This window comes from Micromonospora sp. WMMD714 (assembly GCF_029581315.1).
Lineage (GTDB): Bacteria > Actinomycetota > Actinomycetes > Mycobacteriales > Micromonosporaceae > Micromonospora > Micromonospora rifamycinica.
In genome coordinates, this window is the sequence record NZ_CP120744.1 from 5,234,529 (window position 1) to 5,254,390 (window position 19,862).

The 19,862-nt window shown below is 74.6% G+C and carries 16 protein-coding genes; 10 read left to right on the plus strand and 6 right to left on the minus strand.

All coding sequences use genetic code 11. The annotated features are described in order from the left end of the window. Positions 1-6 precede the first annotated feature (6 nt). The 7 genes from O7625_RS22285 (at position 7) to O7625_RS22315 (ending at position 7,653) form a co-directional block, all read left to right on the plus strand. Positions 7-1,572 (plus strand): lysine 5,6-aminomutase subunit alpha, encoded by a 1,566-nt coding sequence (locus tag O7625_RS22285; protein ID WP_282347054.1) that lies wholly within the window; start codon positions 7-9, stop codon positions 1,570-1,572. Between the two features lie 5 nt (positions 1,573-1,577). Continuing rightward, on the plus strand, positions 1,578-2,372 hold the full coding sequence (locus O7625_RS22290) for an OAM dimerization domain-containing protein (RefSeq protein WP_282347056.1): 795 nt from the start codon (positions 1,578-1,580) through the stop codon (positions 2,370-2,372). After that, positions 2,369-2,761, plus strand: coding sequence for a hotdog domain-containing protein (locus tag O7625_RS22295; RefSeq protein WP_282341221.1), 393 nt, complete (start codon positions 2,369-2,371; stop codon positions 2,759-2,761). The genes O7625_RS22290 and O7625_RS22295 overlap by 4 nt, the downstream gene beginning before the upstream one ends. Next, positions 2,758-4,104, plus strand: a complete 1,347-nt coding sequence (locus O7625_RS22300; RefSeq protein ID WP_282341223.1) for a glutamate mutase L — start codon at positions 2,758-2,760, stop codon at positions 4,102-4,104. Before O7625_RS22295 ends, O7625_RS22300 begins: the two co-directional genes overlap by 4 nt. Before the next feature lie 564 nt (positions 4,105-4,668). Then, a complete protein-coding gene (lnt, locus tag O7625_RS22305; protein WP_282347057.1) occupies positions 4,669-6,231 on the plus strand; it encodes an apolipoprotein N-acyltransferase in 1,563 nt (520 codons plus the stop codon). 22 nt (positions 6,232-6,253) lie between these two features. Beyond that, a complete protein-coding gene (locus O7625_RS22310) occupies positions 6,254-7,027 on the plus strand; it encodes a polyprenol monophosphomannose synthase (RefSeq protein ID WP_282341225.1) in 774 nt (257 codons plus the stop codon). Between the two features lie 95 nt (positions 7,028-7,122). Continuing rightward, positions 7,123-7,653: an FxsA family protein gene (locus tag O7625_RS22315; RefSeq protein ID WP_282341227.1), complete on the plus strand. Its 531-nt coding sequence runs from the start codon at positions 7,123-7,125 to the stop codon at positions 7,651-7,653. A 76-nt stretch (positions 7,654-7,729) separates the two neighbouring features. Here O7625_RS22315 and O7625_RS22320 read toward each other — a convergent pair whose 3' ends face one another. Continuing rightward, positions 7,730-8,071, minus strand: coding sequence for an RNA polymerase-binding protein RbpA (locus O7625_RS22320; protein WP_007070998.1), 342 nt, complete (start codon positions 8,069-8,071; stop codon positions 7,730-7,732). Positions 8,072-8,354: 283 nt separating this feature from the next. Here O7625_RS22320 and O7625_RS22325 point away from each other — a divergent pair, with 283 nt between their 5' ends. Next, a complete protein-coding gene (locus O7625_RS22325; RefSeq protein WP_282341229.1) occupies positions 8,355-10,460 on the plus strand; it encodes a molybdopterin oxidoreductase family protein in 2,106 nt (701 codons plus the stop codon). Here O7625_RS22325 and O7625_RS22330 read toward each other — a convergent pair. Continuing rightward, positions 10,448-11,608, minus strand: coding sequence for a hypothetical protein (locus O7625_RS22330; protein ID WP_282341231.1), 1,161 nt, complete (start codon positions 11,606-11,608; stop codon positions 10,448-10,450). The two genes, O7625_RS22325 and O7625_RS22330, sit on opposite strands and share 13 nt — an antisense overlap. A gap of 142 nt (positions 11,609-11,750) precedes the next feature. Between O7625_RS22330 and O7625_RS22335 the strand changes: the two genes are divergently transcribed. Beyond that, positions 11,751-12,260 (plus strand): NUDIX domain-containing protein, encoded by a 510-nt coding sequence (locus O7625_RS22335; RefSeq protein WP_067308755.1) that lies wholly within the window; start codon positions 11,751-11,753, stop codon positions 12,258-12,260. 79 nt (positions 12,261-12,339) lie between these two features. On the opposite strand, the gene O7625_RS22340 is transcribed toward O7625_RS22335, so the two are convergent. The 4 genes from O7625_RS22340 to O7625_RS22355 all read right to left on the minus strand — a co-directional run bounded on the left by O7625_RS22340 (position 12,340) and on the right by O7625_RS22355 (position 17,660). Then, positions 12,340-13,398, minus strand: a complete 1,059-nt coding sequence (locus tag O7625_RS22340; RefSeq protein ID WP_067308772.1) for a LacI family DNA-binding transcriptional regulator — start codon at positions 13,396-13,398, stop codon at positions 12,340-12,342. After that, positions 13,395-15,860, minus strand: coding sequence for a glycoside hydrolase family 3 C-terminal domain-containing protein (locus O7625_RS22345; RefSeq protein WP_282341236.1), 2,466 nt, complete (start codon positions 15,858-15,860; stop codon positions 13,395-13,397). Before O7625_RS22345 ends, O7625_RS22340 begins: the two co-directional genes overlap by 4 nt. A gap of 237 nt (positions 15,861-16,097) precedes the next feature. After that, positions 16,098-17,318 (minus strand): ROK family transcriptional regulator, encoded by a 1,221-nt coding sequence (locus O7625_RS22350; protein WP_067308749.1) that lies wholly within the window; start codon positions 17,316-17,318, stop codon positions 16,098-16,100. 189 nt (positions 17,319-17,507) lie between these two features. After that, complete coding sequence (locus O7625_RS22355; RefSeq protein WP_282341240.1) at positions 17,508-17,660, minus strand: hypothetical protein; 153 nt, start codon at positions 17,658-17,660, stop codon at positions 17,508-17,510. Between the two features lie 162 nt (positions 17,661-17,822). Here O7625_RS22355 and O7625_RS22360 point away from each other — a divergent pair, with 162 nt between their 5' ends. Next, positions 17,823-19,850, plus strand: coding sequence for a beta-galactosidase (locus O7625_RS22360; protein WP_282347058.1), 2,028 nt, complete (start codon positions 17,823-17,825; stop codon positions 19,848-19,850). Positions 19,851-19,862 lie beyond the last annotated feature (12 nt).

Consider the following 19,862-nt stretch of genomic DNA (forward strand, 5'->3'; position numbering starts at 1 on the left):
CTGGGTGTGGCGGGGCCGGGCAAGTTGGGTCTCGATCCGGTGTTGGTGGGTCGGGCGCGGGAGTTGGCGCGTCGGGCCGGGCAGCCGGTGGTGGATCTGGCGCGGAGTCACACGACGGTGTCGGTGGAGCGGGCGGTGTTGCGGCTGGCCGGGGTGTCGGGTGCGGATCCGGATGGGATTCCGTGGGTGAACCGGCTGGTGGACGCGGTGGTGGCGGACGTGGGGTTGGGGCATGGGGTGGCGGTGCCGGTGTTCGACGCGATGGCGCGGGAGGGCGTCGCGGAGGTGACGTTGCTGGCGCAGAAGGCGGCGGCGGGGTCGGTGCGGTTCGGGGTGCCGTCGGGGAAGGCGGCGACGGCGGCGCGGCGGGCTTCGCGGCGGGCGGTGGCGGCGGGGATGCGGCGGGTGGATCGGCGGCGGGTGGAGCGGGACCGGTTGGTGCGGCGGTTCGGGGATCCGCCGCGGCGGCCGTGGATCTATCTGATCGTGGCGACGGGGGACATCTACGAGGACATTCCGCAGGCGCAGGCGGCGGCGCGGGCGGGTGCGGACGTGATCGCGGTGATCCGGTCGACGGGGCAGTCGTTGTTGGACTATGTGCCGGAGGGGGCGACGCGGGAGGGTTTCGCGGGGACGTATGCGACGCAGGAGAATTTCCGGTTGATGCGGGCGGCGTTGGACGAGTCGTCGAGGGAGTTGGGCCGGTATGTGCGGTTGACGAATTACGCGTCGGGGTTGTGTATGCCGGAGATGGCGACGTTGGCCGGTCTGGAGCGGTTGGACATGATGCTCAACGATTCGATGTACGGGATTCTTTTCCGGGACATCAATCCGGTGCGGACATTCGTGGACCAGCGGTTTTCCCGGCAGATGCACGCGCGGGCGGGGATCATCATCAACACCGGTGAGGACAATTATCTGACCACGGCGGATGCGGTGGACGAGGCGCACACGGTGACGGTGTCGCAGTTGCTCAACGAGTTCTTCGCGTACGAGGCGGGGTTGGCGGACTGGCAGTTGGGGTTGGGGCACGCGTTCGAGATCAATCCGGATGTGCCGGAGTCGTTCCGGTTGGAGTTGGCGCATGCGTTGTTGGCGCGGGAGTTGTTTCCGGATGCGCCGTTGAAGTGGATGCCGCCGACGAAGCACATGACGGGGGACGTCTTCCGGGGGAATCTGTTGGACGGGTTCTTCAATCTGGCGGGGGCGATGACGGGGCAGGGGATTCTGTTGGTGGGGATGATGACGGAGGCGGTGGTGACGCCGTGGTTGTCGGATCGGGACATCGCCTTGCAGAACGTGCGGTACGTGTTGGGTGCGGCGGGTGGGTTGCACGAGGATTTCGTGCCGGCGCCGGGTGGGTTCATCCAGCAGCGGGCGAACCGGGTGTTGGGTGAGGCGGTGGAGTTGTTGGAGCGGATCGGTGAGCAGTCGTTGTTGACGGCGATCGCCGAGGGCACGTTCGGGATCATGAAGCGGCCGGCGGACCGGGGTAAGGGGCTGGCCGGGGTGGCGCGGCACGAGGCGGGTTACTACAACCCGGCGACGGAGATCCTGGAGCAGCCGGCGTGAGCGCGGTGGATTCGGGCGCGGTCGCGGCCGGTAAGGGCGTGGAGGCGGCGGCGGGCAAGCGGGTGGTGCGGCCGTACGGGGACACCACGGGGGACGGCATGGTGCAGGTGTCGTTCACGTTGCCGGTGTCGCACGACAAGCGGGCCGAGGGTGCGGCGGTGCAGTTGGCCAACCGGATGGGCATCGATCCGGCGATGGTGGTGCACGCGAAGCCGATGGGTGACGGGTTCACCTTTTTCGTGGTGTACGGGCGGGTGAACCATCTGGTGGATCTGTCGGCGGTGCAGGTGGTGGAGCGGGATTTTCCGCTGCTGGGTGCCAAGGAGGTCAACGCGGTGGTGAAGCGGCGGTTGCGGCGGAAGTTGTCGGTGGTGGGTGCGTGTATCGGTACGGACGCGCACACGGTGGGTATCGACGCGATCCTGAACGTGAAGGGCATCGCGGGGGAGAAGGGCCTGGAGTACTACCGGGAGTTGAAGGTCACCAATCTGGGGGCGCAGGTCAGTGTGCCGGAGTTGGTGGAGGCGGCCCGGGTGGAGCGGGCCGATGCGGTGTTGGTGTCGCAGGTGGTGACGCAGCGCGACGCGCATCTGCACAACACGCGGGAGATGTCGGCGGCGTTCCGGGAGGCGATGCCGGCGGGGCGGCGGCCGTTGCTGATCGTGGGTGGGCCGCGGTTCGACGAGACGATGACCGCCGAGTTGGGGGTGGACCGGATCTTCGGTCGGGGCACCACTCCGGGTGAGGTGGCGTCGTATCTGGTGCATGCGTTGATCACGGGTGGAAGGGCGAGGGTATGAGTGATTCGCGGGTCGGGTTGACGGTCACCCATCGGCGGTACGTGCCGTACGCGCACGCGCACTATGCGGGGGACCTGGTGGACGGGGCGTACGTGTTGGGGTTGTTCGGTGACGTGGCGACGGAGGTGTGTGTCCGTACCGATGGTGACGAGGGGTTGTTCGCGTCGTACGCGGACGTGCAGTTCGTGTCGCCGGTGCGGGCCGGTGACGTGGTGGAGGTGACGGCGACGGTGGTGCGGGTGGGTACCCGGAGCCGGACGCTCGATTTCGTGGCGCGGGTGGTGTGCCGGGGGCGGCCGGATCGGGGTGGGTCGGCGGCGGAGGTGTTGGCGGAGCCGTTGGTGGCGGTGACCGCGACGGGCACCGTGGTCGTGCCGGCGGCGGCGTGAGTCGGGTGGTCTGCGCCGACGTCGGGTCGACCTGGACGAAGGCGGCGGTGGTCGATCTGGATGCGGGGGCGTTGGCGGGGGCGGCGTCGGTGCCGACGACGGTGGGCTCGGACGTGTTGCACGGTCTGGACGCGGCGGTCGCGGCGGCGGTGGGCCGGGCCGGTGCGGCTGGTGCGGCGACGTTGCCCTGGTACGTGTGTTCGTCGGCGGGGGGTGGGTTGCGGCTGGCGGTGGTCGGTTACGAGCCGTTGGTGACCGCGCAGGCGGGTCGGCGGGTGGGGTTGTCGGCGGGGGCGAACGTGGTGCACGTGGCGGCCGGCCGGTTGGCGGCGGCGGATCTGGCGGCGTTGCGGGCGGCCCGGCCGGACGTGGTGTTGCTGGTGGGCGGCACCGATGGGGGGGACGTCGACACGGTGACGCACAACGCCACCCGGTTGGCGCGGGCGCGGTGGCGGGTGCCGGTGGTGTTGGCCGGCAACGTCGAGGTACGCGACGGGTTGGCCGCGGTGTTGTCGGCGGCGGGGGTGCCGGTGACGGTGGCGGACAACGTGCTGCCGCGGATCGGGGTGTTGGCGCCGGCATCGGCGCGGGCGGCGATCCGGGAGGTGTTCCTGCGGCACGTCATCGGGGGTAAGCGGTTGTCGCGGGGTGACCGGTTCGCCCGGTTGGTGCGGGCGGCCACGCCGGATGCGGTGTTGACCGGGGTGGAGGTCCTGGCCGACGCGGTGGGTGGGGATCTGGTGGTGGTGGACGTGGGTGGGGCGACGACGGACGTGTATTCGGTGTTGACGCCGGACGAGCGGGCCGGGGGGCCGGGCCGGGAGGTGGCCGGGACGTGGTGGCGGGCGCGGACCGTGGAGGGGGATCTGGGGATGCGGTGGAGTGCGCCGGGGGTGGTGCGGGCGGCGGTGGAGGAGCGGCTGCTCGACGCCGCCGGGGAGGAGGCGTTGGCGGCTGCGGCGGCGGTACGGGCGGCGGATCCGGGGTTCCTGCCGGCGGGTGACGGGGACCGGCTGGTGGAGGGGCGGATCGCGGGGTTGGCGGCGACGGTGGCGTTGCGTCGGCATGCCCGGGGTGCGGGCAGTGGGGAGCGGGCGGGTCGGGATCTGCGGGACGTGCGGTTGCTGGTGGGTTCCGGTGGTGTGCTGCGTCACGCCGATCCGGCTGCTGCGGTGGGGGTGTTGACGCGGGTGCTCACCGATCATGCTGGGGGGTGGCCGTTGCCGCGGGCGGCGCGGCCGGTGGTGGACGTGGACTACGTGCTGGCCGCCGGGGGGTTGCTCGCCGGGGAGCATCCGGTGGCGGCGGGGGCGTTGCTGCGGCGGCATCTCGGTGGGGATTGAGACCCGCCGACGCGACACGCCGGGTCGGCGGGGGCGACTGGCCGGGGGTGGGTTGACAGTGGCGGGGGTGTAGGCCGTACCGTCTTTGAGTCCTACCACGGGAAGTGGCTGTTGTTCGCTTCGTCCCTTCGTCCGCTGGCCGAGCGACATCGTAGGTGCATTCGTCGCGGCGGCCAGGTCCAGCGGGCGGGGGTCGGCGGGGCGGCGCGAACCGGCCGCGGTTACCGGTGTACGGGCAGGGTGAGGGGTACGGCCAGTAGACAACGGCCCGGCGGGGGCAGCCAGTCCACCGCCTGGTCGGTCCGAAGGTCGGCGCCGCTCGTTCTCGCCCCACCGGCCGGGGAGGGCCTGGGAGCATCGGGGCGCGGCTTAGGCCGCGCCCCGATTTCGTGTCCCTGGCGGTGACCTGCTCCCGGTGTCCGTTGTGTCAGGGTCGCCGGGGGCGGGGTCGGCTGCGGTCGTGGCCCTGCCTGGTGGTGGTGTCGGGGCGGGTAGCCTTCGCCCCGTGATCGTGGTGAGGTGCCGGTGACGACGCTCGACCGGGACGAGACCCGTGCCCCGGTGGTGGTACGGGCGGCCAGTGCGGGGTTGCCGCTGCGGGTGGCGGTGCCGGTGGCGGTGGCCGCCGGGGTGGCGCTGCTGCTGGCGTTTCCGCCGTACGGGTGGTGGCCGTTGGCTCCGGTGGGGGTGGCCGGGTTGGCGGTGGCCGCGCACCGGCGTCGGCTGCGGGCCGGCGCGGGGTTGGGGTTCCTGACCGGTGTGGCGTTGTTCGCGCCGTTGCTGGCGTGGACGAATCTGCACACCGGGCTGCTGCCGTGGGTGTTGCTGTCGTTGTTGCAGGCCGGCTATCTGGCGTTGCTGGGTGCGGCGACGGCGTGGGTGTCGCCGGTGGTGGACCGGTGGCGGTGGGTGTGGCCGCCGGTGACCGGGGTGTTGTGGGTGGCTCAGGAGGCGCTGCGGGACCGCACGCCGTTCGGCGGGTTCCCGTGGGGCCGGTTGGCGTTCAGCCAGGACGAGTCGCCGTTGCTGCAATGGGCGTGGCTGGGTGGGGCGCCGCTGGTCACCGGGGTGGTGGCGGTGGCCGGGGGGTTGCTGGTGGTGGGGGGCTGGCGGCGGTGGTCGGCCCCGGAGGGGGTGTGGCGGCCGCTGGCCGGGGTGACCGCCGGGTTGTTGGTGCTGGTGGGGGTGGGGTTGGCGGTGCCCACGGGTGCCGGTGGGGGTGGCCGGTCGGTGCGGGTGGCGATCGTGCAGGGCAACGTGCCGCGGTTGGGGCTGGATTTCAACGCCCAGCGGCAGGCGGTGCTCAACAACCACGTCGACGCGACGGTGAAGTTGGCCGGGCAGGTCGCCGCGGGGGCGGTGCCGCGTCCGGACCTGGTGGTGTGGCCGGAGAACTCGTCGGACATCGACCCGTTGCGTAGTGCCGCGGCCGGGGCGCGGATCTCCGCGGCGGCGGACGCGATCGGTGCGCCGATCCTGGTCGGTGCGGTGCTGTCCGGTCCCGGCGCGGGTGAGGTCCGTAACGCGGGCATCCTGTGGCGGCCGGGTACGGGTCCGGACCTGACCCAGATGTATACCAAGCGGCATCCGGTGCCGTTCGCCGAGTACGTGCCGATGCGGTCGCTGGCCCGGATGGTGTCGTCGCAGGTCGACCGGGTGCGGGCCGATTTCGTGGCGGGGGTGGCCCCGGGGGTCGTCGACGCGGGCGCGGTGGTGCTCGGTGACGTGATCTGTTTCGAGGTGGCCTACGACGGGTTGGTGCGGGAGACCGTCGACGGTGGGGCGCAGTTGCTGGTGGTGCAGACGAACAACGCCACGTTCGACGTGGCGGAGGCCCGGCAGCAGTTGGCGATGGTGCGGTTGCGGGCGGTGGAGCACGGTCGTGCGGCGTTGATGGCCTCGACGGTCGGGGTGTCCGGGTTCGTGGCCCCGGACGGGCGGGTAAGCGACGCCACCGGGTTCAACACCCGGGCGGTGGTGGTGCGGCAGGTGACGCTCTCGCAGGGGCGGACCCCGGCCACCCGGGCCGGAGGGTGGCCGGAGTCGGCGCTGGTGGGCCTGGCGGTGGCGGCGTTGGCCGTCGCGGGGGTGCTGCGCCGGCGGCGGGAGGTCACCGTCGCCGGTTGAGCCGGCAGGACGGGGGTGGACCGTGGGCGGGGCAGTCGCGGGGCAGCCGGGGGTGGGTCGGGTGCTGGTGGTCATTCCCACCTACAACGAGGCCGACAACGTGGTCGACGTGGTGGCCCGGGTCCGTCGGGCGGCGCCGGCGGTGGACGTGCTGGTCGCCGACGACGACAGCCCGGACGGTACGGGGGTGCTGGCGGACGCGATGGCCGACACCGACGGGCAGGTGCACGTGCTGCACCGGTCCGGTAAGCAGGGGTTGGGGGCGGCGTACCTGGCCGGGTTCGGGTGGGCGCGGCAGCGCGGCTACGACGCGGTGGTGGAGATGGACGCGGACGGTTCGCACGCGCCGGAGGACCTGCCCGCCCTGTTGGCGGCGGCCCGGGACGCCGATGTGGTGATCGGGTCGCGGTGGGTGGGTGGGGCGCGGGTGGTGAACTGGCCGTGGCGGCGGCTGGTGTTGTCGCGGTGCGGGAACCTGTACGCGCGGGTGGCGTTGGGGGTGCCGGTGTCCGACGCGACGGGCGGGTTCCGGGTGTACCGGTTGTCGGCGCTGCGGGTGATGCGGCTGGAGTCGGTGTGTTCGCAGGGGTATTCGTTCCAGGTGGAGTTGTCGCGGTTGGCGCACCGGGCGGGGGTGCGGATCGTGGAGGTGCCGATCACGTTCGCCGAGCGGGAGCGGGGGGCGAGCAAGATGAGCCCGTTGATCGTGGCGGAGGCGTTGTGGCGGATCACCACCTGGGGGTTGCGGGACCGGCGGCCGTACCGTCGGCGTCGCGGTCACGACCGGTGGCCGTGAGGTGGGCCGTGGCATGCTGGAGGGGCGGTCCTGCCGCCCCGGCGTTGTCCGGCCGGTGGTGGTGCGCAGGCACCGCGTGACGCGGATGAGGTGAGATGCGCCGATACCTGAGGTTCGTGCCACTGGTGCTGCTGCTGGCGGTGGTGGCGGAGTTGGCGGTGTTCGTCGTGGTGGGCCGGGCCGTCGGTTTCGGTGCGGCGGTGCTGCTGGTGTTCGCCGCGTCGCTGCTGGGTCTGGTGTTGCTGCGCCGGGAGGGGATGCGCGCCTGGCGGGGCTTCCGCACGTCGGTGGAGTCCCGGCAGCCGCCTGGCCGGCAGGTGACCGATGGTCTGGTCGGGTTGGCCGGGGCGTTGCTGCTGGCCGTTCCGGGTCTGCTCAGTGCTCTGGTGGGGGTGGTGCTGCTGGTGCCGCCGGTGCGGCGGCTGGTCCGGTCCGGAGTGCAGCGGGCCACCGAGCGGCGGGTGTCGTCGATGGTGGCCGGTGACCTGTTCGGCCCGCGGACGGTGCGGGTGCGCCAGGGTGAGCCGGCGGCGTCGCCGGTGGACGCTGACGACGTGGTGGTTCCGCCGGTGGTCGACGGCGGTCAGGCCATCGAGGGGGAGATCGTGGAGCCGCGCCGGCCCTGACATCCGGGCGGGCGGGTGACGACACGACGGCGCCCCCGGGGAGTGTTCCCGGGGGCGCCGTCGTGTGCGTGGTCGGTCAGGCGCGGCCGCGGCGGGTGCGGACCTCCTGGAGCCGTTCGGCGAGGATGTCCTCCAGCTCGGCGATGGAGCGCCGCTCCAGCAGCATGTCCCAGTGGGTACGCGGCGGCTTGGCCTTCTTCTGCTCCGGCTCGGTGCCGTCGACGAGCCGGGCGACGCTGCCGTCGAACTTGCACTCCCAGGTCGTGGGGACCTCGGCGTCGACGGCGAAGGGGACCTCGAACTGGTGGCCCTTGGCGCAGAGGTACTCGCGGGTCTGGCGTGGCGCGAGCTCCGTGTTGCGGTCGGATTCGTAGCTGACCGCGCCCAGACGGCTTCCGCGCAGCATACGCTCGCCCATGATCGACTTCCCCTCGTTCGTGGTGCTGGTCTACCGGTGTAACGGCCGGCTGCCGTCGGGGCATTCCCGCCCGACGGGGTGGGACGACCCCGGCAAGGGTAACCGGCCACCGCACCGTCCCGGCGGGGTCGTCTCCCCGGCCGGGTGTGCATCGGTGTGCACCGGAATGCTAGCCGCTGGGGCCGCCCCGCGGGCGGTGACGAGCGGTGCCACGCCGGCCGGTCCCGGCGGCGTGCGCCGGGCGGGGCACCCGGCCGGTCCCGGCGGCGATAGCATCCGCGGCATGGCCACCTCGGTGCATCCCGGCGCGTGCCCGCTGGACTGTCCGGACACCTGCGTCTGGCAGCTCACCGTCACCGACGGGCGGCCGGTGGGACTCCGCGGCGACCCGGACCACCCGTTCACCCGGGGCGCGTTGTGCGGCAAGGTCAACCGCTACCTCGACGCGGTCACCGGCGCGGACCGGCTGACCACGCCGCTGGTCCGGGTCGGCCCCAAGGGGGTGGGGCCGGTGTCGTACCGGCCGGCGGGCTGGGACGAGGCGGTCCGTCGGGTCGCCGACGGGCTGCGGGCCAGCATCCGCGTGCACGGCCCGGAGTCGGTCCTGCCGTTCTACTTCGCCGGCACCATGGGGTTGGTGCAGGGCTGGTCGATGGGTCCTCGGCTCTTCGCCCACCTGGGGGCGTCCCGGCTGCGGACCACCATCTGCACCGCCGCGTCCCGGGCCGCGCTGGGGTCGGTGTACGGCGGGTCCGTCGGTTTCGAACCGGAGTCGGTGGTCGAGGCCGACCTGATCGTCCTGTGGGGGGCCAACCTGCTCTCCACCAACCTGCACCACTGGCCGTTCGTGCGGGAGGCCCAGCAGCGTGGCGCGTACGTCGTCACCGTCGATCCGCTGCGCACCGACACCGCGGCCCGCAGCGACGAGCACGTCGCGCCGTTGCCCGGCACCGACGCCGCGCTCGCCCTGGGGCTGATGCGGCACGTGCGGGACCTCGGCGGCGTCGACCGGGAGTGGGTGACCGCGCACACCGTCGGCTGGGAGCGGATGTCGGCCCGCCTGGACGAGTGGCCGGTCGAACGCGCCGCCGCCGAGTGCGGCCTCGACGTCGACGTGGTGCGCCGCCTCGGCGCGCGGATCGCCACCAGCCGCCCCACCGCCATCCGGATCGGGCTCGGTCTGCAGCGGCACGCCGGGGCCGGGCAGGCGGTCCGGGCGATCGCGGCGATCCCGCTGCTCACCGGGGACTTCCGGTATCCAGGCGGTGGGGCGTTGGCCACCACCAGCGGGCATCACCGCATCGACGCCGACCGGGTCGCCCGGCCCGCCGGGATGCCCGCGCCGCCGGCCCGGTCGATCAACATGAGCCGGCTCGCCGCCGCGCTCACCGGGGAGGCCGATCCGCCGGTGAACGCGCTGGTGGTCTTCGACACCAACCCGGTGGCCACCGTCCCCGACCAGAACCGGCTGCGCGCGGGGCTGACCCGCCCGGACCTGTTCACCGTGGTGCTGGAGCAGCGCTGGACCGACACCTGCGACTTCGCCGACGTGGTGCTGCCGGCCACCATGCAACCCGAGCACCTGGACCTGCACACCTCCTACGGTCACCACTACGCCACCCTGAACCGGCCGGTGCTCGAACCGCCGGGGCAGGCGCTGCCGAACACCGAGATCTTCCGCCGGATCGCCGCCGCCCTCGGGCTGGACCATCCCCGGCTGCGCGACAGCGACGAGGACCTGGCCCGACAGTTGCTCGACGGCACCGGGATCGACTACGACGAGCTGTCCCGCCGCACCTACCTGCGGGCCACCGGCGTGACGGCGGGCTGCGCGCCGTACGCGCGGGGAGGTTTCCCCAGCCACGACGGGCGGGCCCGGTTCCACGACTCGCGGCTGACCGCGCAGGGGGTGGATCCGCTGGTCGGGTACACCCCACCTGTGGAGGTCGCGGACCCGGCGCTGGCCCGCCGGTTCCCGCTGGCGTTGATCTCCCCGGCCGGCCGGTTCTTCCTCAACTCGACGTTCGCGTCGCTGCCCTGGCACCTCGGCCGTACCGGGCCGCCCCGGATCCACCTGCATCCCGTGGACGCCGCCGCCCGGGGCCTGGCCGACGGCGACCCGGCCCGGGTGTACAACGACCGGGGCGAGTTCCTGGCCACCGTCGCCGTGGACGACGCCACCCGCCCCGGGCTGGCGTTCACCTACAAGGCGTACTGGGCGCGGCTGAGCCCCGGCGGCAGCACCGTCAACGCGGTCACCGCGGTGCGCGACACCGACCTGGGCGGCGGTCCCACCTTCCACGACACCCGGGTCGAGGTGCGGGCCGCCCCGGCCGACGCGGACCCGGCCCCGGGTGGGCCGTCGGGGTCGCCTCCTCAGCCGGGCTGAGGGGGGCCGCCGAGCCGCGCCAACGCGGTGGCCAGGTCACTGACCTGGTCGGCGAGCTGATCGGCCCGTCGTCGGGCGGCGTCGCGGTCGGCCTGGGCCGCCGGCAGCAGCCGGTCCAGTTCGGCCAGCCGGGCCCGGTCGGCGGCGGTCGCCCGGTGCGCCGCGCTGACCTCGGCCTGCGCCTCGGCCAGCGCGGCGGTCAGCGTGTCCACCCGGGCCAGGGCGGCGGCCAGGTCCTCGGCGGCGCGGGCGGTCAGCGCGGCGCTCTCCTGCCGGGCGGCCTCGGCGTCGGCCCGCGCGGCGGCGGCGTCCCGCTGAGCGGTGTCGGCGGTCGCCTCGGCCCGCCGGGCCTGCTGCGCGGCGCTGTCGGCCCGGGTGCGGGCCGCCGCGGCGTCGGCGCGGACCCGCTGAGCGTCCTCCCGGGCGGCGGTGGCCTCGTCGACGGCCCGCTGCGCGTCGGCCTGCTGCCGGGCCGCGTCGGCGCGGGCAGCGTCGCGTTCGGCGGTCAGGTCGGTGGCGTGTCGGCGTTGCGCGTCGAGTTCACCGCGGAGGGTCCGCAGCTCGTGGCGGGCGGCGTCACGGTCGCGTTCGGCCTGTACCCGCAGCGCCTGTGCGGCGGCGGCGTCGCGGCGGGCCGCCTCGGTGGCGGCCTCGGCCTGCGCGGCCCGCTGCTGCGCGTCGGCGGCCCGACTGTCGGCCTGGGCCGCGCGGGTCTGCGCCGCGTCGGCGGCGGCGGTCGCGGCCCGGGTCTCCTGCCGGGCGCGGGTGGTCTCGGCGGCGGCCGTCTCGGCGGCCTCACGGGCCTCGTCGCGGGCGGTGTGCGCCTCGGCGATCTGGGTGGCGGCGTCCGCGCGGATCTGGGCGAGCTGCCGTTCCACCCCGACCGGGGACAGCTCGGCGTGCAGCGCCTCGGTGAGGGTCTCCACCACCTGGTCGAGCCGGTCGACGGCCTCCCAGGTGCGGGCCACCTGGCCGGGGAGGCCGGGGGCGTTGCGGTGGCGCATCCGCGAGTTGCGCGACGCCCGCTGGCAGGCGCCGTCGTTGTCCCGGCAGTAGCGGAACGGGCGTCCCGCGCCGGCGCGTTGCGGCACGTCACGTCCACAGTGCGCGCAGGGACGCAGGTCGGTGGGGGTGGGCTGCGGGTCCATCGACGGGCAAGTCTAGAGCCTGCCCGGGGGCGTCGACGGCCAGCCCACCCCGGCCGCCCACCCCCGCGGGGACGGGCTCCGCGACCGGTCGCCGCGGTGGTCGGTTCCGCCGCGCCGGCACCGCGACCGCTACCGTGGGCCGGTGACCGTCTCCCGGTACATCGCCACCCTGCGCGCCCACATCGGGCACGACCTGCTGATGCTGCCCGGGGTGACCGGGGTGGTGCACGACGACGCCGGCCGGGTGCTGCTGGCCCGCCGGGGCGACAACGGCCGCTGGTCGCTGCCCGCCGGGGTGGTCGACCCGGGTGAGCAACCCGCCGACGCCGTCGTCCGCGAGGTGTGGGAGGAGACCGGCGTACGGGTCGTCGTCGACCGGATCGCCGGCCTCGCCACCCACCCGGTGGTCTACCCCAACGGCGACGCCTGCGAGTACCTCAACGTCTGGTTCCGGTGCCGGCCGGTCGGCGGGCAGGCCCGCGCCGACGGCGACGAGTCCACCGAGGTGGCCTGGTTCGCCCCCGACGAGCTGCCCGAGCTCAACGAGTGGGCGCGGCTGCGCCTGGACACGGCCACGATGCCCGGTGACGTGGCGTGGTTCGCCCGGCCGGGCGAGCGGCATCCCGGCCTGTGCCGGCCTGACGCGTTGTGACCGGGCACCCGGACGGACGGCTGCCCTGCGGCCTGTCGCCGAGGGCGGGCCAGCACCGTCTGCCGGGCGGGGCCACCGCTCACCGGTGGGTCCGCACCGCCGGTGCGGCGGTGCTGTCCCGGATGGTCAACCGGGGCGGCAGCAGGGTCACCTCCGGCACCGGCTCGTCGTGCAGCTTGCGCATCAGCAGCGCCACGGCCTGCCGACCGATCTCCTCGGCGGGCACCGGCACCGAGGTGAGCCGGGGCGCGGCCTGTTCGGCGAACGGGTCGGGGCAGATCGCCACCACCGACATGTCCTGCGGGACCTGCCGGCCGAGGGTGGGCAGGGCCGCCAGCACCGGCCCGACGGCCGCCTCGTTCTGCACCACCAGCGCGGACAGGTCGGGATGCCGGTCGAGCAGGGCGGCCAGCTCCTGCCGGACCGACGCCGGCCCCTCCTCGAACGGCTGGGTGACCACGGTGACGCCGTGCCGGTCGGCGGCGGCGGACACCCCGGCGCGGGTGCGGTGGGCGAAACCGGTGCCCCGGTCGTAGACGGCGGCCGGGGCACCGAGCAGCGCCACCCGGCGGTGCCCCAGCCGGGCCAGGTGCTCCACGCACACCTGGCCGGCGCGGTGGAAGTCGAGGTCCACACAGGTCAGGCCGGTGGGGTCGGCGGGTACGCCGATCAGCACGCTGGGCCGGGTCAGGTCCCGCAGCAGCGGCACCCGGGAATCGTCCAGCTCGACGTCCATCACCAGCATCCCGTCGACCATCGCGCTGCCGGCGATGCGGCGCAGCCCGGACGGCCCCTCGTCGGAGGTGACCAGCAGGACGTCGTGGTCGAAGCGGCGGGCCGTGGTGACCACCGCGATGGCGAACTGCATCACCACCGGCACCTGCATGCCGGCGCGCAGCGGCAGCACCAGGGCGATGGTGTTGGCGCGTCGGCTGGCCAGGGCACGCGCCCCGGCGTTCGGGTGGTAGCCCAGTTCCCGGATGCTGGCCAGCACCCGGGTGCGGGTCACCTCGGAGATGGCCCGTTTGCCGCTGAGCACGTACGACACGGTGCTCACGGCGACCCCGGCGTGCCGGGCGACGTCGACGATGGTGACCTGGTCGGGCGACTTGCGGCGACGCCCGGGCTCGCCGCTCACCGCGACCCGCCGGCGGCGTGCGCGGGCGCACACGGCTGCCCGGTGGGGTCGCCGGCGCGCACGGTGACCGTGCCGACCGCGCGGATGTCCCGGGCGGAGCGGCCGACCAGCAGGGTGTGCGTGGCGTCCTCCACCACCGGGCCGCCGGTCTGCTCGTCCCACCAGGCCAGGTCGGCGGTCCGCAGCCGCAGGGTGACCGTCCGCCGTTGGCCGGGGGCCAGGGTGAGCCGGGCGAAGTCGCGCAACTGCCGCAGGGGCTGCTTGACCCGGGAGCGTCGCTGCCGGGTGTAGAGCTGCACGATCTCCGTACCCTCCCGGTCGCCGGTGTTGGTGACCTCGACGTGGATCTCCACCTCGTCGCCGACGGTCGCCGTCGGCGTGTCCACCCGGAGGTCAGCGTAGTCGAACCGGGCGTAGCTGAGGCCGTGGCCGAACGGGTACAGCGGCTCGCCCCGGTAGTACAGGTAGGTGCTGTCCGCCCCGATCACGTCGTAGTCGAGCAGGTCGGGCAGGTCGGCGGCGTCGGCGTACCAGGTCTGGGTGAGCCGGCCGGCGGGGTCGGCGTCGCCGAGCAGCACCTGCGCCAGGGCGGTGCCGTGTTCCTGGCCGCCGTGCGCCGACCACAGCACCGCCGGCAGGTGTTCCTGCGCCCAGCCGACCGCGTACGGGTAGCTGCTGGTGAGCACCAGCACGGTGCGCGGGTTCGCCGTGTGCACGGCGCGCAGCAGCCGGTCCTGTCCGGTCGGCAGGGCCAGGTCGACGCGGTCCTCGGTCTCCCGGCCGTTGACCATCGGGTGGTTGCCGAGGACGACGACCGCCACGTCGGCGGCGGCGGCCAGCGCGGCGGCCTCGGCCGCGCCGTCGGCGATCCGCTCGACGGTGAAGCCGGTGGCGGTGTCCGGGTCGGTGGCGTCGGCGCGGAGCCGTCCGTCGTCGTCGACCCGCACGTACGCGCCGGTGGCGAGGTGGTGCAGCAGGCTCGTGCCGTCGGGGCGGTGGTGGAACCGGAAGGTCTCCCGGACGATCCAGCCGCCCGGTCCGGGCCGGTCGTTGGCCAGCGCGCCGTCGTCGTCGGCGCCGACGTGCCGGCCGTTGGCGACCGCGCGCAGCGCCACCGTGTCGCGTCCCCAGTCGAACACGTCGAACCAGGTGCCGTCGCGGCCGTCGGCGGCGGTCAGCGGGCCGCCCTCGGTGGAGCGGGGGCAGCGCACGTACCGGTCGCCGACGCGCAACGCGATCCGGTCCGCCCCGCAGTGGTGGGTGACCGTCGGCAGCAGCCGGGCCAGCCCTTCCCGGACGGTGACCGCGTACGGCAGGGTGCCGCTGTACCAGTCGGCGTGGACGGTGTCGGCGAGCGGGCCGAGCACCGCGACCCGGGGTGGGGTGCCGGTCGGCAGGGGCAGCAGCCCGTCGTTGCGCAGCAGCACGATCGACTGACGGGCGGCCTCGCGGGCCAGTTCCCGGTGGGCGGGGCTGTCGAGCACGTCGGGGGAGACCCCGGCGAACGGGTCCTGCCCGGGTGGGTCCAGGTCGCCCAGGCGGATCCGGACGGTGAGGATGCGCCGTACCGCCCGGTCCACGTCGGACTCGTCGATCAGGCCCCGGTCGAGGGCCTCGGTGAGCCGTCGGACGGTCTGCCCGCTGTCGGTGTCGTCCTCGGTGAAGTTGTCGATGCCGGCGCGCAGGGCGGCGGCGAAGCCGGTCACGTGGTCGGGCAGGTGCCGCTGTACGCCGGCGATGTTGGTGGCGGCTCCGGCGTCGCCGACGACCATCAGCTCGTCGGTGGTCCACCGGCGCAGTTCCTGCTCCAGCAGCGGGCTCAGGTGCGCCGGTACCCCGTTGACCAGGTTGTACGAGGCCATCACGGCGACCGCCGCGCCGGCGGCGAGCGGGGCGCGGAACGCCGGCAGCTCGTACTCGTGCAGCACCCGGGGTGGCAGGTCGCTGGAGGTGGTGGCCCGGTCGGTCTCGTTGTTGTAGCCGAGGAAGTGCTTGACCGTCGGTGCGGTCCGCAGCCGGTGGGGGTGCCCGCCGCGCAGCCCGGACGCGTAGGCGGTGGCGAGCCGGCCGGTCAGCCACGGGTCCTCCGACCAGCCCTCCTCGTTGCGGCCCCACCGGGGGTCGCGCAGCGGGTTGACCACCGGCGCCCACACGTTGAGCCCGACGGCGGCCGGGTCGGCCTGGTGCTTGACCCGGACCTCGTCGCCGACGGCCGTGCCGACCGCCTGGATCAACGCGGGGTTCCAGCTGCTGGCCAGGCCGACGGCCTGCGGAAAGACGGTGGCCGGGCCGAGCCAGGCGACCCCGTGCAGCGCCTCGGTGCCGGTGCGGAACCCGGGTAGTCCCAGGCGGGGCACGGGGGCCTGCCACTGGTGCAGCAGGCCGATCTTCTCCGGCAGGGTGAGCCGGGCCAACAGGTCGTCGGCGTGTGCCTGGGGGGACGGTCCGGTGGGGTCGTTCATCTGCGGTTACCTTCCGGTGGGCTCGCGGTGAGGCGTCCGGCCGGCCGGTCGAAGCGCTTCGACGGCCGTGGCGACGTGCGGCATCGCGCGGTGGGGATGGTGGCGGTCGTCGGCCCGGGTGCGGCGAAGCGCTTCGACGATCGCGGAAAACATGCCGCCCCGGTGCCCGAACGACGGGGCGGCGAGTCGAGGTTGGCACCTGCGCGGCGGCCGGTCAAGGGGTGACCGGCTCCCGGATCAGCCGGCGGGGAGTCGACCCGCCTCGATGGCGGCCAGCGCGGCGGTCGCGCCGCCGAGCGCGGTGGCGGCGGAGTCCAGCCGGGAGGCGTCGAGCCGGCAGTCACCGGCCTGCGGGGCGAGGGTCCGGGCGACCAGCTCCGCCCGCGCCGCCGGCAGCAGCCAGGGCGCCAGGGTGGCGAAGTGTCCCCCCACCACGATCGCCTCCGGGTTGAGCAGGTTGGCCAGCACCGCCGCCCCGTGCCCGAGGTGCCGGCCGATGTCGGCGAGCCCGGCCAGCACGAACGGGTCCTCCTGCCGGGCCGCGGCCACGATCCGGTCGAGCTCCGGCAGGTAGTCGGTGACCGGCCCGTCCCCGGTGGTGTCGGGTAGCAGCCGGGCGACCACGGCCGGCAGCGCGGTGAGGGCGGACAGGCAACCGCGCCGCCCGCACGGGCACGGTGGTCCGGCCGGGTCGAGGCAGAGGTGGCCGAGTTCGCCGGCGTGGCCACGGTGGCCCCGCAGCAGCCGACCACCGGCGAGCACCCCGGCGCCGACGGAGACGCCGCCGGTCAGGTGGACCAGGTCGGTGGCGGCGGCGTACCCGCCGTGCCGCTGCTCGGCCAGGACGGCGAGGTTGGCGTCGGTGTCGACGGTGACGGTGAAACCGGTCTCCCGCAGCACGGCCCGCAGCTCGGCGGCGAGCGGGACGTCCCGCCAGCCGAGGCCGCTGGCCAGCGGCACGCCGCCGGCGGTGTCGACCAGCCCGGGCACCCCGACGGTGAGGCCGAGCACCGCGCGGCCCTGCCCGGTGACCCGGCCGATCGCGCGGCGGGCCAGGGTGGCCAGGGCGCGGACGGTCTCGGCGGGGGCGGTGGTCGGGGCGGGGAACGCCCGACGCCAGGTGAGCAGCCGGTTGCCGGCGAGGTCCACGGCGACCACCACCAGGTCGTCCGCCCCGATCTGCAGACCCAGCGCGGCGTAGGGGGCGCCGTCGAGGACGAGCATGGTGGCCGGGCGGCCGACCCGGTTCTCGGTCAGCCCGGTCTCGCGGACCAGTCGCCGGTCGAGCAGCTCGGTGACCAGGCTGGAGACGGTGGCCTTGTTGAGGCCGGTGGTGGCGGCGATGTCGGCCCGTGAGCAGGGCGCGTGCAGGCGGACGTGGCGCAGGACCACGGCCCGGTTGGCCACCCGGACGTCGCCCAGGTCGGTCGGCTGCGGTTCGTTGTGGACGCTGATCACGATCTGCCCGCTCCCTGCGCCTGACGGTGGGTGGTGCCGTGCCGGTGCCTCGTCGCCGTCCGCCGCCACGGGCGGGTACGCCGTGACGCCGGCGGCGGACCGGTACCCCGTCGGGAGGTCCGTTCGGCTGGAAACTCAACTAACTCTAGCGGCACGCCCTTGACCGGGACACCCGGCCGGGCGGCCGGCTCAGCCGCCGGGGAACCGGTCCCCGGACGGGGTCGGGGTGACCGGTTCGCCGGGGAGCGGAAGCCGCCCCGGGGCGTCCGGTCGCCGCACCGGCGGATCGGTCGGGTCGGCCACCGGGGTCGCGTCCGGGAGCAACGGCGGGCGGTACGGCATCGGCGTCTCCTCGGGGCGTTCCGGCGACTCCGCCAGTTTCTTTGCTTTCCCAACGAACTGTCAACGATTCCACTCGATCTGCTCACGCTGCTACCAATTGACATGGGTAAACCCGAAACATAGTTTGACTAGTTACCAAACAAAGCGGGTGGGACGGTGGGTATGTGGAACGACGGACGGCTCTGCCACGGCGGTGACTACAACCCCGAGCAGTGGTCCGCGGCCACCTGGCGCGAGGACGTCGAGCTGATGCGCCGGGCCCGGGTCACCCTGGTCACCGTCGGCGTGTTCGCCTGGTCCCGGCTGGAACCCGCCCCCGGCCGCTACGACTTCGGCTGGCTCGACGAGGTGCTCGACCTGCTGCACGACGGGGGTGTCCGGGTTGCCCTGGCCACCCCCACCGCCTCCCCGCCACCCTGGTTCTCGCTGGCCCACCCCGACGCGCTGCCGGTCACCGCGCAGGGCGTCCGGCTGCACCACGGCAGCCGCGACACCTACTGCGCCGCCGCCCCCGCCTACCGGGCCGCCGCCCGGGGCATCGCCGCCACCCTCGCCGCCCGCTACGCCCACCACCCGGCGGTGGCCCTGTGGCGCGTGCACAACGAGTACGGCACCAGCTGCCACTGCCCGCACACCGAGGCCGCCTTCCGCCGCTGGCTCATCGACCGGTACGGCGACCTGGACGCCCTCAACGCCGCCTGGGCCACCAGCTTCTGGAGCCAGCACTACACCGACTGGGCGTACGTGAGCACCCCCCGCGCCACCCAGTACCTCGGCAACCCCGGCCAGCTGCTGGACTTCCGGCGGTTCTGGTCGGACACCCTGCTCGCCGCGTACGTCGAACAACGCGACCTGCTCCGGACGGCCAACCCGGCGCTCCCGGTGACCACCAACTACGTGCTGGGCGACTGGGTGCCGGTCGACCACGCCCGCTGGGCGGCCGAGGTGGACCTGGTGGCCGTCGACCACTACCCGTCGGCCGTCGACGGCGGCGCCGAGGAACAGACCGCCCTCGCCGCCGACCTGGCCCGCGGCTGGGCCCGCCACGGCCGCCGGCAGGCCGACCCCGCCACCCGGCCCCCCGCCGACGGGCCGGCGACCTGGCTGTTGATGGAGAGCGCCGCCAGCCAGATCCACACCACCGGCCGGTCGCACACCAAGGAACCCGGCCGGATGGCCCGGCACAGCCTGTCCCACGTCGCCCGGGGCTCCCGGGGGGCGATGTTCTTCCAGTGGCGGGCGCCGGCCGGCGGCGCGGAACGGTTCCACTGCGCGCTGGTGCCGCACACCGGCGCCGACAGCCGGGTGTTCCGGGAGTCGGTCCACCTCGGCGCGGCCCTCGACCGGCTCGCCGAGGTGACCGCCGGGGAGGTGGTCGCCGAGATCGCGCTGGCCCGGGACGCCGCCAGCGACTGGGCGCTGCGCCACCCCGGCATGCCCTCGGACCAGCTCGACGGGCCCGCCGAGCTGGCCGCCGCGCACCGCGCGCTGTGGCGGGCCGGGTACGGCTGCGACGTGGTCGTCCCCGGTGACCCCCTCGACCGGTACCGGCTGCTCGTCCTGCCCGCCCTCTACCTGGCCGGCGACGACACCGTCGACTGGGTCCGCGGCTACGTCGAGGCGGGCGGGCACCTGCTGGTCAGCTACCTCAGCGGGATCGCCGACCCGTACGCCCGGGTGCACCTCGGCGGATATCCCGGCGCGTACCGGGACCTGCTCGGCCTGCGGGTGGAGGAGTTCCACCCGCTCGCCGCCGACGAGCAGGTGCTGCTCTCCGGCGGCGGGACCGGCCGGATCTGGTCGGAGACCGTCCGGCTGCGCGGCGCCGAACCGGTGTGCGGGTACGTCGGCGGGGTGCTCGACGGCCTGCCGGCGGTGACCCGGCACCGGGTGGGCGCCGGCACCGCCTGGTACCTGTCGACCCGGCCCGACGACGGCACCTACCGCCGCCTGGTCGCCGAAGCGGCCCGGACGGCCGGCGTCCAGCCGGTCTGCCCGGACGCCCCGCCCGGGGTGGAGGCGGTCCGCCGTGCCCACCCGGGGACCAGCTGGCTGTTCCTGCTCAACCACACCGACCGGCTGCAGCGGGTCCGCGCCGCCGGGGTGGACCTGCTGACCGGCGTCCCCACCACCGGGGAGGTCGCCCTGCCCGCCGGTGGGGTGGCGGTGATCCGCGAGGAGTCCCGGTGACCCGCCGGTCGA